The following is a 13,390-nucleotide window of genomic DNA, read 5'->3' as shown; positions in this document are numbered from 1 at the left end:
GGGCCGAATGTCACATCGCGTCGATGTGACCGACGCGATGTGACATTCGGTCATACGGGGTTCGGTCACAGGGGGGTTCGGTTACCGCGCGTCGAGCACGAGCCAGCCGCCGTGGTGTTCGAAGGCCTCGAAGGTGCGGCCGGTCGACTCGCCGAGAGCGTGCAGGGCGGGCAGGTCGAACGTGCGTACGTGGCCGTGGCAGGCCGTGGCTTCGTCCTCGAACGGCACAGCGATCACCACGCGTTCCCGGGCGATTCGCAGCGCCTCGGCGACGACCGCCGCACCGGTGGCCGCGTCGACGTGCTCGAGCAGGTGGATCGCGGTGACGGTGTCGGCGCTGTCGTCGGGGACGGGGACGTGGGCCGCATCGCACACGAGGGTGTCCACCGCGAGGTCGAGGCGGGGTGCGACCGCGTCGAGCAGGGTCATGGTGCCGGGCAGAATGTCGGTGGCGGTCACGGCGACCCCGGCGCGAGCCAGGCGAAGGGGAAGGAACCCGAAGCAGGACCCGAGATCGAGCACACGGCCACGGACGAGTTCGGCGGCCATGTCGTGGATCGGCGCGAACTCGGCTGTGCCGTAGAGCAGTTCGGTCAGCGAGTTGCGGTAGTAGGTGACCCACGAATCGAGGGCGTCCGGCACGGTGGAGCGCACCAGTCCGACCATCGTCAGCTCGAACTCCTCCCGGCCGAGGTCGCTGCCGGCGATCGAGGCGGTGACGTCGGCGACGAGGCGTTCGCTGAGGTCCTCCGGTCCGAGGGAATGCGTGACGTGCAGTCGTCCCGCGTCGCGCCGCAGCGAGATCGGGCCCGAGGGCACCCGTTCCACCGTGACGTGGGCGTGCGACCATCGGCCGACCGGGCAGGGGGCGAGGGAATCGAGCACAGTCATTGCAGCGCAGCCTTTTTCGATGAGGTGGGGACGTCGGGGCCGGTAGTGGACGGCGCAGCCGCGTCGAGGCCACTGTAGAGGGCGCGCATGCCGGCCGACAAGAGGTCGGGCAGGGCGAGGGTGTCGTCGGCGAGCCACTGCTCGTACGCCGCCATCGCGACGCCGAGGACGAGATAGCCCACGGTGCGCGGATAGTGGTCCTCCGCGGAGCCCCCGATGCGGTGCGCGACGTACTCCGTGATCACGCGGCGCCAACCCTCGTACATCACCACCGAGTACGCCTGCAGCGCCGGCACCCGCAGGATCAGGTCCATGCGGTCGCGGTGCAACGTCGCCTCCGACGCGGGAAAGGTGTTGAAGTCCAGCAACGCCGAGGTCAGCGCCTCGGCGAGGGGTACCTCGGGCGGCAGGGCGTCGAGGTGGGCGCGCATCTGCTCGAGGTGGGCGTCGAAGTCGCCCCACGGCACGGCATTCTTGGACGGGAAGTATCGGAAGAAGGTGCGCCGGGCGATCCCCGCAGCCTCCGCGATCTGGTCGACGCTGGTCTCGTCGAACCCCTGGGTGCGGAACAGTTCGATTCCGATCGCACTGAGGCCCTCCCTCGAAGTGGAGGGGCGACGACCTATCCGAGCGGACGGTTTCCGGCGGCTACGCATGGTGTGAGCCTTCCATGGGTGACATTCTGCACTCGATGCCATTACAGTGGTGAACCGAGTCACAGCGCAACAGGCCTGTGACGACCGACTCCGACCGTGGAGTCCCCATCCGAGGAGGAATTTCATGTCCGATCGTGACAACAGCGTCGTCGAGTCCGACCTGGTCGAGGAGTCCCTCGTGGAAGAGGTCTCCATCGACGGCATGTGCGGCGTGTACTGATCGTGCCCGCCGACGCCGCCGCCACTGTGATCGATTCGACCGAGGTCGACTCGGCAGGGTTCGATCCGGACACGACGTGGAGGCTGCACCCGCAGGTAGCGCTTCGCCCCGAGCCGTTCGGGGCGTTGCTCTACCACTTCGGGACCCGCAAGCTCTCGTTCCTGAAGAACACCACGATCGTCCGGGTCGTCGAAACCCTCGATCAGCATCCGTCCGTGCGGGCCGCGCTCGCTGCCCACGGAATCGACGAGCCCGCGCAGCGTCCGTACCTGCGTGCGCTGGCCACGCTGGCCGACTCCCACATGATCGTGCCGGCCTAGACCCCGCCCGCACACCTTCCGCCCGCCACCGACGAGGACGCAGCCCATGACCTCAGTGCTCGAATCCGCCGCAGTACGAGACGCTTCCGCCCCACCGAAGGTCGGCCGCCTGGTCGACCAGTTCGAGAAGGGCCTCGACGCCCCCATCTGCCTGACGTGGGAGCTGACCTACGCCTGCAACCTGTCGTGCGTGCATTGCCTGTCCTCGTCCGGTCGGCGTGACCCGCGTGAGCTGACCACCGAACAGTGCAAGGCCGTCATCGACGAGCTGCAGCGCATGCAGGTGTTCTACGTCAACATCGGCGGCGGTGAGCCGACCGTGCGCTCGGACTTCTGGGAGCTCGTCGACTACGCCACCGAACACCAGGTGGGCGTGAAGTTCTCCACCAACGGCGTCAAGATCGACAAGAAGGTTGCCGCACGGCTGGCGGCCTCGGATTACGTCGACGTGCAGATCTCCCTCGACGGCGCCACCGCCGAGGTCAACGACGCCGTGCGCGGCCCCGGTTCGTTCGCGATGGCCGTGCGGGCCCTCGAGAATCTCGCCGAGGCGGGCTTCCGCGACGCAAAGATCTCCGTCGTCGTCACCCGCCACAACGTCGACCAGCTCGACGAATTCAAGGCCCTGGCCGACCGGTACGGCGCCACCCTGCGCATCACCCGGCTGCGCCCGTCCGGCCGCGCCGTGGACGTGTGGGACGACCTGCATCCCACCCACGAGCAGCAACGCCAGCTCTACAACTGGCTCGTCGCCCACGGCGAGGGCGTGCTCACCGGCGACTCGTTCTTCCACCTGTCCGCGTTCGGCGGCGCCGACGGTGCCGGCGCACTGCCGGGGCTGAACCTGTGCGGCGCGGGCCGGGTGGTGTGCCTGATCGACCCGGTCGGCGACGTCTACGCCTGCCCGTTCGCGATCCACGACAAGTTCCTCGCCGGAAACATCCTGTCCGACGGCGGATTCCAGCAGGTGTGGCAGCATTCCGAACTGTTCACCGAGCTGCGCGCCCCGCAGACCGGCGGTGCGTGCAGCAAGTGCACGTTCTACGATTCGTGCCGCGGCGGCTGCATGGCCGCCAAGTTCTTCACCGGTCTGCCGATGGACGGACCGGACCCCGAATGCGTCCAGGGTTACGGCGAATCCGCGCTCAGCGCCGACCGCACCGTGCCCAAGTCCAGCGTCGACCACTCCCGCACCGGCGAGCGCCGCACCCCGCGCGCCCCCGTCCCCCTGGAGCTGATGGTGCGCCCGCCGTCGCGGGCGTGCGACGAGAACCCGCTCGCCGGAATGCAGTAGCCGGCGTCTTCCCAGCAGTACGAGAGGCAGATTTCCCCATGGGCAACGACTGGTTCGAAACCGTTGCGGTCGCGCAGCAACGCGCGAAGAAGAAGCTCCCCAAGTCCGTCTACGGAGCCCTCGTGGCCGGCTCCGAGAAGGGCATCACCGTCGAGGACAACATGGCCGCGTTCGGCGAGCTCGGCTTCGCCCCGCACGTCGCGGGCCTGTCCGACAAGCGCGAGATGGGCACCCACGTCATGGGTCAGGACGTCGGGATGCCCGTGCTGATCTCCCCGACCGGGGTGCAGGCGGTGCACCCCGACGGCGAGGTCGCCGTCGCCCGTGCCGCCGCGGCACGCGGGGTCGCGATGGGCCTGAGCTCGTTCGCGAGCAAGTCCATCGAGGAGGTCGCCGCCGCCAACGACAAGACCTTCTTCCAGATGTACTGGGTGGGCAGCCGCGACGTGCTCGTCCAGCGGATGGAGCGCGCCCGTGCCGCCGGCGCCAAGGGCCTGATCATGACCCTGGACTGGTCGTTCTCCAACGGCCGGGACTGGGGCAGCCCCGCCATTCCGGAGAAGATGGACCTCAAGGCGATGTTCCGGTTCGCGCCCGAGGGCATCCTGCGGCCGAGCTGGCTGCTCGACTGGGCCAAGACCGGCAAGGTGCCGGACCTGACCACGCCGAACCTGACCCCGCCCGGTGGCAGCGCGCCGACGTTCTTCGGCGCCTACGGCGAATGGATGGGCACCCCGTTGCCCACCTGGGAGGACGTCGCGTGGCTGCGCGAGCAGTGGGGCGACGCGCCGTTCATGCTCAAGGGCGTGATGCGGGTCGACGACGCCAAGCGCGCCGTCGACGCCGGCGTCACGGCGATCTCGGTGTCCAACCACGGCGGCAACAACCTCGACGGCACCCCGGCCCCGATCCGCGCACTGCCGGCGATCGCCGAAGCGGTCGGCAGGGACGTGGAGGTGCTGCTCGACGGCGGCATCCGGCGCGGCAGCGACGTCGTCAAGGCCGTCGCGCTCGGCGCCAAGGCCGTCCTGATCGGCCGCGCGTACCTGTGGGGCCTGGCCGCCAACGGGCAGGCGGGCGTGGAGAACGTCCTCGACATCCTCGCCGGGGGCATCGGCTCCGCGCTCATCGGACTCGGCAAGACGTCGATCCACGAGCTGACCCCCGACGACATCGTCGTCCCGCCGAACTTCCGGCGCGACCTCGGAATCTGAGCGGTCCCATCTGCCGATGGGCACTCTCACCGAACCGATCACCCTGGCCGGCCGCGACGCGCCGGCCAGGGTGCTCTTCGGACCGCACGAAACCAATCTCGGTGCGGGAAGGGCCTTCTCCGCTGAGCACGTGGCGTACTACGAACGCCGCGCCCGCGGCGGAGCCGGGCTGCTCGTCACCGAGGTCGCCTCCGTGCACCCGCACGACCAGCCGTACGAGCGGGCACCCCTGGCCGCGGAGGGCGGCCCCGGCTGGGCGTCGATCGTCGCCGCGTGCCGACCCCACGGCACCCTCGTGCTGGCCGGGCTCGGCCACGCCGGTCTGCAGGGGTCCAGTGCGTGGACGCAGGCTCCGCTGTGGGCACCGTCGCGGGTGGCCGATCCGGCCGGCCGCGAACTGCCGATGGAGGTCGGCGACGACGAGATCGGGGAGCTGATCGAAGGGTTCCGCGCCGCCGCCGCCGTCGCGGTCGCGGCCGACGTCGACGGAATCGAACTGGACGCCGGGCCGACCTCGCTGCTGCGCCAGTTCCTCTCGGGACTGACCAACCGGCGCGCCGACCGCTACGGCACCGACCGGTCGTTGCTGCTGCGGCAGGTGATCGCGGCCGTGCGCGCCGAACTCGGTCCCGACCGGATCCTGGCGCTGCGTCTGAGCTGCGACGAGGAGGCCCCCTGGGCCGGCATCACACCGGAGCAAGCCGCCGATCACGCGTCCGTGCTCGCCCCGCAGCTGGATCTGCTCACCGTCGTGCGCGGCGGGCTCTACGCCCCCGGTGTGTACCGGCCCGACGCCCACACCCCGGCCGGGTTCAACGCCGGGCTGTGCCGCGCCGTCCGCGCCGCCGTGGGCGGAGCCGTGCCCGTCGTACTGCAGGGCAGCGTCGTCGAGCCCGTCGCCGCGCAGCGCGCCCTCGACGACGGGGTGTGCGACCTGGTGGAGATGACCCGCGCGCAGATCGCCGATCCGGACCTCGTCGCCGCCGTGCGCGACGGGCGCGCCCCGCGACCGTGCGTGCGGTGCAACCAGGCCTGCCTCGTGCGCGACTTCCGCAATCCCCGGGTCGGCTGCATCGGCAACGCGGAGGCCGGGCACGAGACCCGTACGCCGCAGCCTCCGGCGGCCGTCGCGCGGGACGTCCTCGTCGTCGGTGGGGGACCGGCCGGGCTCGAGGCGGCCCGCGTCCTGGCCGAACGCGGTCACCGCGTCCGCCTCGTCGAACGCGCCGGACGCGTGGGCGGGATGCTGCGCACCGCGGCGGTGGGCACGGGACGCGACACGCTCTCCGCGCTCGTCGACTGGCTCGAGGGCCGCTGCCGCGCGCTCGGCGTGCGGATCGACACCCGCAGCGCCGTCGCCGCCGCGGACCTCGACGCGGCCGCCGCGCAGGGAACGGTGGTCGTGCTCGCGACCGGCAGCCGCGACCGGCCGCCCGAGTACCCCGTGGAGGACGGGCATGTCGTGACCGCCGCGGGGCTGCTCGCCGGTGGCCCCATCCCCGTGCGGCCGGTGGTGGTGTGGGACCCGGTCGGCGGGCCCGTCGCCGTGGGTATCGCGGAACAACTTGCCGCCCAGGGGTACAGCGTCTCGTATGCGACGACGGACCCGATCGCCGGTGCCCGGCTCGCGCCGACGGGCGACCTGGTCGCGGCCAACGCCCGGCTCCAGCGGGCAGGGGTCACCCGGCATCTGGGGGTCACCGTGCGCCGGGTCGGTGCCGACGCCGTCGAACTCGAGCATCGGCTGACCGGGCAGCGCACCGACGTCGCGGGCGCGCTGCTCGTCGACTGCGCCCCGGGCCTGCCGGAGGACAGCCTCTACCGCACCGGGCTCGCACGGATCGGTGACTGCCTCGCACCGCGCAGTGTCCACCACGCGGTACGTGAGGGGCACGCACTCGCATCCGAACTGTAACCTGTTCCAAAATGCTGGGGATCGGAAGGATCGGCACATGGGCGAGTTCGACGGCAGGGTCGTGTTCATCACTGGTATCGCGCGCGGCCAGGGCCGCAACCACGCGATCCGGTTCGCGCGGGAGGGCGCCTCGATCATCGGCGTCGACATCGCCGGACCCGTCTCGGAGTACAACTCGTACGCGCCGGTCACGGAAGCCGACTTCCACGAAACCGTCCAGCTCGTCGAGGCCGAGGGCGCGAAGATCCACGCCCGCATCGCCGACGTCCGCGACAGCGCCGCCCTGCAGACCGTCGTCGACGAGGGCGTCGCCCAGTTCGGCCGTCTCGACGTCGTCGTCGCCAACGCCGGCATCTGCAACTGGAACCGCTTCTGGGAGATGCCCGACGAACAGTTCGAGGAACTGATCGACATCAACCTCACCGGAGTCTTCAAGACCCTCAAGGCCGCCACACCCGCCATGATCGAGGCCGGCAACGGGGGGTCGATCATCGTCGTCAGCTCCGTCGCGGGCCTGAAGGCCATGCCCGGCCAGGCCAACTACGCCGCGGCGAAGTTCGGTCTCGTCGGCCTGACCCAGACCGCCGCCAAGGAACTCGGCGAGTACCGCATCCGGGTCAACTCCATCCACCCGTACGGTGTGAACACGCCGATGGGCACCGACCAGGGTGCGCTGAAGTTGTTCGAGAAGTACCCGCACTGGTTGCCGAGCTTCGCGCCGATCCTCACCGAGAAACCGATCGCCGACGTCGACGACATCACCGAGGCCGTGCTGTTCCTCGCGAGCGACCGGGCCAAGACGATCACCGGCAGCCAGATGGCTCTCGACCAGGGGAACTCGAAGGTGTGAGCGAGTCCTGCCCCGCCCGGCCGTACCCGCGGCTGGCCGCCCCGCTGCGGCTCGGCCCGGTCACGCTGCGCAACCGGGTGGTGTTCTCCGCGCACCTGACGAACTTCGCCGTCGACGGCCTGCCGACCGCACAGCACGCCGCCTACTACGCCGCGCGGGCGCGCGGCGGTGCCGGTCTGATCGTCTCCGAGGAACACACCGTGCATCCGACGGACCGGCCCTACGAGAAGCTCATCCGGGGCTACGACCCCGCCGTGGTGCCCGGCTACCGGCGGATCACCGAGTCCGTGCACGCCCACGGTGGGCGAATCCTCGCGCAGCTCAACCACAACGGCGCCCAGGGCTCCGGCATGTACACCGGCCTGCCCCTGTGGGCCCCCAGCGCTGTGCCCGACCCGCTGTTCCGGGAGGTGCCCAAGGCCGTCGAGGAGCACGAGATCCGCGAGCTCGTCGACGGGTACGCCCGCGTCGCCGAACTCTGCCGTGCCGGCGGGTTCGACGGTGTCGAACTGCAGTGCTCGCAGGCGTCGATCGTGCGGCAGTTCCTGTCACCGGGCACCAACCGCCGCACCGACCGGTACGGCGGCCCGCTCCGGAACCGGGCACGGTTCCTGCTCGAGGTCGTCGAGGCCCTGCGCGCGGCGGTCGGGCCCGCCCTGGTCGTGGGGGTCCGGCTCAGCGGACACGACGGCACCGACGGCGGGATCACCCTCGACGACGCCGTCGCCCTCGCCGCCCTGGTCGAGGACAGCGGGCACGTCGACTACGTCAACACCTCGATCGGTGTGGCCACCGAGACGCTGCACCTGATCGAGGCTTCCATGGCGACGCCGCACGGCTACGCGCTGTTCGTGCCCGACGCGCTGCGGCGGCGGGTGCGCCTGCCGGTCGTCGGCGTCGGGCGCTTCACGACCCCGGCGCAGGCCGAGGCGGCGCTCGCCGAGGGGCGCTGCGACCTCGTCGGCGTCGTGCGCGGCCAGATCGCCGATCCCGACTTCGCCGCCGAGGCCCTCGCCGGCGACGACGTGCGCCCGTGCCTGGCCTGCAACCAGGAGTGCATCGGCCGGGTCGGCCTCGGGCGGTGGATCGGCTGCGTGGCCAACCCCCGCGCCGGACGCGAGGCGCAGCCGCTGCCCGGGCCCCGCCGTCCCGGCCGGCGGGTCCTCGTCGTCGGGGGCGGCCCGGCCGGGCTGCGCGCCGCCGCGACCGCCGCGCAGCGCGGGCACCGGGTCACCCTCTGCGAGAGCACGGACGTGCTGGGCGGGCAGATCCGCACGGCCGCGACCGCGCCGGGCCGCGGCGAACTGGCCGGTCTGGTCCGCAGTCTCGAGGTCGAGTGCCGGCGCGCGGGCGTCGAGATGCGCACCGGCGTGCACGTCGACGCCGCGCTCGTGCGCGACGCGCGTCCCGACGCGGTCGTCGTCGCGACCGGTGCGCGACCGCGGCGACCGGACTGGGCCGGCGACACCGGCCTCGTCGTCGACGTCCGCGACGTGCTCGACGGCCGGGTGTCTCCGCACGGTGACGTCCTCGTCGTCGACGACCTGGGCTTCCACCATGCGACGTCGGTGGCGGAGTTGCTCGCCGGACGCGGCGCCGCGGTCACGGTCTGCACGGCCGGGATGATCGTCGGCCAGGACCTCGGGCTGACCCTCGACATGGAGGGCTGGACCCGTCGGGCGCACGCACACGGCATCGAACAGCTGACCGACACCCTCGTCACCGCCGTCGCCGAACGCGACGGCCGGCTCGACGTCGCGCTGCGGCACCACCCGACCGCCGTCGCGCACCGGCGCACGGTGGCTGCGGTGGTGGTGGCCACCCATCAGGATCCGGTGGACGAACTCTGGACGGCGCTGCGCGGCAGTGCCTTCCACGTCGTGCGGATCGGCGACGCAGTCACCCCGCGACGCGCGGACGCCGCGATCGTGGAGGGCGAGCGCGCCGCGACCCGCCTCTAGGGCGTGTTTCAAATGTGTACTCATTCATAGCCACTGGTTGAGGGCAGCGACGTGGACGGTGGCCAGATACCGGACGGCAAGCTTGTCGTAGCGAGTGGCCACCGCCCGGTGCTGTTTGAGCCGGTTGATGCCGCACTCGACCGCGTGCCGCTGCCGGTACACCTGACGGTCGAACGCCGGGGGTCGGCCGCCTCGCGAGCCTCGTCTGCGGCGGTGCGCGAGCTGATCGGACGGGATCGCGATCGTCGCTCTGATCCGGCGTCGACGCAGGTAGGCGCGGTTGGCGCGGGAGCTGTACGCCTTGTCCGCCAGCACCCGCACCGGCCGGGTGCGGGCCCGACCCGATCCGAGTCGCGGCACCGAAGATCCGCTCGAGCACCGCGGTGAACTGCGGACTGTCGCCGTGCTGTCCGGGGGTGAGCAGCACCGCCAGCGGCCGCCGGTTCTGCTCACAGCCCAGGTGCAGCTTGGTGCTCCACCCACCACGCGAGCGCCCCAGGGCGTGGTCGTCGGGTTCGGTTTCGACGCCGCCGGGCGGTTCGAGCTGCAGCGATCGGCGGGCACCGGCGGCGTGCTGGTGGGCGCGCACGACGGTCGAGTCGACGCTGACATCCCACACGATCCGGCCGGCGGCGTCGGCCAACGCCTGCAGCGCGGTCAGGATCTGTGCCCACACCCCGGCCCGCTGCCAGCGTCGGAACAGTCCGTACACCGTCTGCCACGGCCCGTACCGCTCCGGGACGTCACGCCACGGCGCACCGACGCGGGTGCGCCAGCGAATACCGTCGATGAGCTGCCGTTTCGTCCACACACAGGGCCGTCCGGACCTGACCGGGCGCGGCAGCAGTGCTTCGAGCACCGCCCACTGCGCGTCGGTCAGGTCCGCCCGGCCCGTCACCGCTACGCTGGTCACGAGGTCTCCGGTATTCAGGTTTCTCTTGGTCGATAAACCCTCTACCGGAGACCTCGCTTATTCAGCGCTCACGACACGCCTCTACGCCTGAACAACCTGGTGATCTCCCACTTTTGAAACACGCCCTAGCCGTGCGTGTTTCCGGTAGCCACCGCTACCGGAAACGCGCACGGGCCGCGCAGCGGCCTATCGGCTCGCGCGCTTGGTGGCCTCGGCCCAGGACTCGACCGCCGCATACCCGTCGCCCACGCCCTGCGTGAACGCGACCAGGGCCCCGTACATCCGGGTGCCCTCCACGGCCAGTTCCGTCTTCGCCACCCAGTCCGCGGCCCGGGCCATCACGTGGGCGGAGATGTCGGCACCGTCCTGGGTGCCGCGGGAGGCGTGCAGGAACGACTCGTCGGCGATCTGGAAGGTCTGCACCACGGCGCGCCAGTAGTACTCCGCATCCATCGCCGCGCGGACCTCGTAGTAGTCCGTAGCGCTCTGTCGCGCCACCGCCTCCTGCAGCGTCGTCGCCGCTCCGGAGACGCTGCGCAGCGGCACGTACACGGGATCGTCGGACCCTCCCCGTGCGGTTCGTCTACTCGTCCCCGGCACGATGCTTTCAGTCAATGGCACCCCCTCGATGGTCCACAAGATCATCGCACGCGCAAGTACCGGCGCGGGTCAGCAGGTGAGCGCAGCGCCCGGGCACGCCGGTGCGTGCCGCTCGGGATCGAACGGTTCGAACCAGGCGTCGACGGTCGCGAACAGGGCGCGCTGGGGGATGCGGAAATCGCCGAGCCGCTCCTGTTCGGACAGCGGCCCGTCGGCACCGAGGTCGACGCCACGCACCGTCGCGGCGAGGGTGCGGACGGACCACAACCGGCGCGGAGCGGCACGGAACCACTGGCCGTTCGGCACGTTGCCGGTGAGGCGGATCCGGCCGGCGCCCAGGACCGGGCCGGCGACGCGTGCCACCCCGGCCAGGACCGAGGGATTGCGCCGTGCCCGGTCGGGCAGGAGCCGGCCGGCCAGGGTCGCCAGGGCGGTGGACGGCGACGAGGTCACCTGCACGTCCCAGACGACGTCGTCGCCCGCCGTGATGTGCAATCGGGACGGGTCGGTCCATTCGGCGGCGACGTCGGTGCGCACCGTCCGGCTGAGGGCGGCGCCGAGGTAGCGGGCGCATCCGTGCTCCGGCGCGGCATCGCTGTAGACGGTCCACCGGCCGTCCGGGGCGCGGTGCCAGACCGCGGTGAAGGCCGGGCCCACCGACGCGGCGGTGAACCGGCGCAGTGCCAGACAGTGCCCGCCGGCGAACGGTGCCCCGATCACCGCGTATCCGGTGAACCGCTCACCGGCGACCCGGGCCAGGGCGCGAGGCTCCTCGGCGGCTGCTTGCGGCGTGGTCTTCATGTCGTCCTCCTTCGGCGTTGCGCGTGTTCCGATCGTGCGCCGCGTCGTGTCCGGAAGGCATGGGGCCGATGCCTCATCTTTGCCCGCCGGGCGCCCCGGCTCCCGCAGCGGAGGACAATGGGGCCGTGCAGCGCAGGAGCGGGTCGTCTCCGGGGCCGCGGGACGGGCCGCGGCGTGCCGAGTTGCTCGCAGCGCTGTCCCTGGCGATCGACCTGGGCCTGGGGCAGCCCATGGAACACATGCTCCGCTCCGCCGTGCTGGCCGGACGGATCGCCGAGCGCATGGGCCTGGATGCCCGGCAGCAGGCCGTCGTCTACTACGCGAACCTCGTCGCCTGGATCGGATGCCACGCCGACTCGCACGAACTGGCGCAGTTGTTCGGCGACGACATCGCGCTCCGCGCCGACACCTACGGGGTCGACATGACGGGGCTGCCGTTCCTGCGGATGCTGACGAGCCACGTCGGGCGCGGGACCGACGGACCGCGTCGCGGACTCGAGGTCGCCGCGTTCCTGCTGACCGCCCGCCGCCGCATGGCCGAACTGATCGGTTCGCACTGCGCCTCGGCGGGAGCGCTGTCCGACCGGGTGGGCCTCGACCGGCAGGTCGGTGCGGCCCTGGCCTTCGCGTTCGAACGATGGGACGGCGCCGGCCTGCCCGCGGGAGCGCGCGGCGACGACATCCCGCTCGAGATGCACATCGTGCACCTGGCGGAGGTCTGCGAGGTCCATCTGCGGGCCGGCGGGCCGGGGCGGGCCGTCGAGGTCGCACGGGCGCGCAGCGGGACTCAGTTCTGTCCGCGGGTGGCACAGGTGTTCCGGGAGGGCGCGGACGAGTTCACCCACGATCTGCTCGAACAGGACGCATGGGCGGCGGCACTGGGTCGGGCACCCGACCGCGAGTGCGTCCTCGCCGGCGACGAACTCGACGCGCTGCTGCGCGCGATGGCCGACTTCGTCGACCTGAAAGTACCTTTCCTGCTGGGTCATTCGCGATCGGTGGCCGATCTGGCGGCGACGGCGGCCCGCCTGCGCGGCCTGCCGGAGACGGACATCGCGGTGCTCTACCGGGCCGGTCTCGTGCACGGTCTCGGGCGAATGGGGGTGTCCAACCGGATCTGGGAGAAGTCCGGCCCGCTCACCGCCACCGAATGGGAACGGGTCCGGCTGTACCCGTACCTGACCGGGCGGATCCTCAGCCGTGTCACCGGCATGGAGGACGTCGTCACCGTCGCGACCACACACCGCGAACGCCTCGACGGCTCCGGATATCCCAACGGCGTCCGCGGCCGCAACCTGAGTGTCGCCGCTCGGCTCCTCGGCGCGGCGGAGACGTACCAGCGCTTCGGCGAACCCCGGCCGCATCGTGATGCGCTCACCCCCGAGCACGCGGCGGAGCGTCTGCGGCGCGAGGCCCGCGGTGGCCGCCTCGACGCCGAGGCCGTCGAGGCGGTGCTGACGGCGGCCGGGCACCGGCAGGTGCGACGCGCGCCCTGGCCGGCCGGCCTGACCGCCCGGGAGGTGGAGGTGCTGCGGCTCGTCGCCCGCGGCCGCTCCAACCGGCAGATCGCCGACGAGCTGTGCATCGCGCAGAAGACGGCCCGCAACCACGTCGAGCGCGTCTACGCCAAGCTCGGGGTGGACAACCGCACGCGGGCCGGTCTCGCCGCCGTCGACCTCGGACTGGCGTGGTGAACCGCGGACGGACGGAGGCTACGAGCGGTGCACGGCCGGGTGTCGCGGTCCTCCCGCCCGG

The 13,390-nt window shown here is 71.7% G+C and carries 13 protein-coding genes; 8 read left to right on the top strand and 5 right to left on the bottom strand.

Annotation, left to right across the window (positions count from 1 at the left end; all coding sequences use genetic code 11):
• Window positions 1-81 precede the first annotated feature (81 nt).
• Window positions 82-891 carry a mycofactocin oligosaccharide methyltransferase MftM gene (gene mftM / locus AC2IPW_RS17425; protein WP_486375275.1) on the bottom strand — a complete coding sequence of 270 codons (810 nt, stop codon included), beginning with the start codon at window positions 889-891 and terminating at the stop codon, window positions 82-84.
• Window positions 888-1,547, bottom strand: a complete 660-nt coding sequence (gene mftR / locus AC2IPW_RS17420; protein WP_450120576.1) for a mycofactocin system transcriptional regulator — start codon at window positions 1,545-1,547, stop codon at window positions 888-890. Before mftR ends, mftM begins: the two co-directional genes overlap by 4 nt.
• 124 nt (window positions 1,548-1,671) lie before the next feature.
• Between mftR and mftA the strand changes: the two genes are divergently transcribed.
• The 7 genes from mftA to AC2IPW_RS17385 are packed head-to-tail and all read left to right on the top strand — an operon-like array spanning window position 1,672 to window position 9,321.
• On the top strand, window positions 1,672-1,767 hold the full coding sequence (gene mftA / locus AC2IPW_RS17415; protein ID WP_003937689.1) for a mycofactocin precursor MftA: 96 nt from the start codon (window positions 1,672-1,674) through the stop codon (window positions 1,765-1,767).
• The gene (gene mftB, locus AC2IPW_RS17410) at window positions 1,752-2,087 is read left to right on the top strand and encodes a mycofactocin biosynthesis chaperone MftB (protein ID WP_017679992.1); all 336 of its coding nucleotides are present in this window, start codon (window positions 1,752-1,754) and stop codon (window positions 2,085-2,087) included. The genes mftA and mftB overlap by 16 nt, the downstream gene beginning before the upstream one ends.
• Window positions 2,088-2,133: 46 nt before the next feature.
• On the top strand, window positions 2,134-3,381 hold the full coding sequence (gene mftC / locus AC2IPW_RS17405) for a mycofactocin radical SAM maturase (RefSeq protein ID WP_450120575.1): 1,248 nt from the start codon (window positions 2,134-2,136) through the stop codon (window positions 3,379-3,381).
• A 38-nt stretch (window positions 3,382-3,419) separates the two neighbouring features.
• Window positions 3,420-4,595: a pre-mycofactocin synthase MftD gene (gene mftD / locus AC2IPW_RS17400; RefSeq protein ID WP_450120574.1), complete on the top strand. Its 1,176-nt coding sequence runs from the start codon at window positions 3,420-3,422 to the stop codon at window positions 4,593-4,595.
• A 16-nt stretch (window positions 4,596-4,611) separates the two neighbouring features.
• Window positions 4,612-6,510: a mycofactocin system FadH/OYE family oxidoreductase 1 gene (locus AC2IPW_RS17395; protein ID WP_486375274.1), complete on the top strand. Its 1,899-nt coding sequence runs from the start codon at window positions 4,612-4,614 to the stop codon at window positions 6,508-6,510.
• A 37-nt stretch (window positions 6,511-6,547) separates the two neighbouring features.
• The gene (locus AC2IPW_RS17390) at window positions 6,548-7,360 is read left to right on the top strand and encodes a mycofactocin-coupled SDR family oxidoreductase (protein ID WP_054375040.1); all 813 of its coding nucleotides are present in this window, start codon (window positions 6,548-6,550) and stop codon (window positions 7,358-7,360) included.
• The gene (locus AC2IPW_RS17385) at window positions 7,357-9,321 is read left to right on the top strand and encodes a mycofactocin system FadH/OYE family oxidoreductase 2 (RefSeq protein ID WP_486375273.1); all 1,965 of its coding nucleotides are present in this window, start codon (window positions 7,357-7,359) and stop codon (window positions 9,319-9,321) included. The genes AC2IPW_RS17390 and AC2IPW_RS17385 overlap by 4 nt, the downstream gene beginning before the upstream one ends.
• Window positions 9,322-9,345: 24 nt before the next feature.
• Here AC2IPW_RS17385 and AC2IPW_RS17380 read toward each other — a convergent pair.
• From AC2IPW_RS17380 to AC2IPW_RS17370, 3 genes are all read right to left on the bottom strand, one after another.
• A protein-coding gene (locus tag AC2IPW_RS17380) for an IS5 family transposase (RefSeq protein ID WP_486375272.1) occupies window positions 9,346-10,234 on the bottom strand; the annotation gives its coding sequence in 2 pieces (ribosomal slippage) (window positions 9,346-9,684 and window positions 9,686-10,234; 888 coding nt in all).
• 186 nt (window positions 10,235-10,420) lie between these two features.
• Window positions 10,421-10,855, bottom strand: a complete 435-nt coding sequence (locus AC2IPW_RS17375) for a hypothetical protein (protein WP_235157405.1) — start codon at window positions 10,853-10,855, stop codon at window positions 10,421-10,423.
• A gap of 48 nt (window positions 10,856-10,903) precedes the next feature.
• Window positions 10,904-11,635 carry a hypothetical protein gene (locus tag AC2IPW_RS17370; protein ID WP_486375271.1) on the bottom strand — a complete coding sequence of 244 codons (732 nt, stop codon included), beginning with the start codon at window positions 11,633-11,635 and terminating at the stop codon, window positions 10,904-10,906.
• A gap of 125 nt (window positions 11,636-11,760) precedes the next feature.
• Here AC2IPW_RS17370 and AC2IPW_RS17365 point away from each other — a divergent pair, with 125 nt between their 5' ends.
• Window positions 11,761-13,329 (top strand): HD domain-containing phosphohydrolase, encoded by a 1,569-nt coding sequence (locus AC2IPW_RS17365; RefSeq protein WP_486375270.1) that lies wholly within the window; start codon window positions 11,761-11,763, stop codon window positions 13,327-13,329.
• Window positions 13,330-13,390 lie beyond the last annotated feature (61 nt).

The sequence above is a fragment of the Rhodococcus sp. NS-SX18 genome (assembly GCF_057367935.1).
This window is presented reverse-complemented; position numbering and strand designations above follow the sequence as displayed.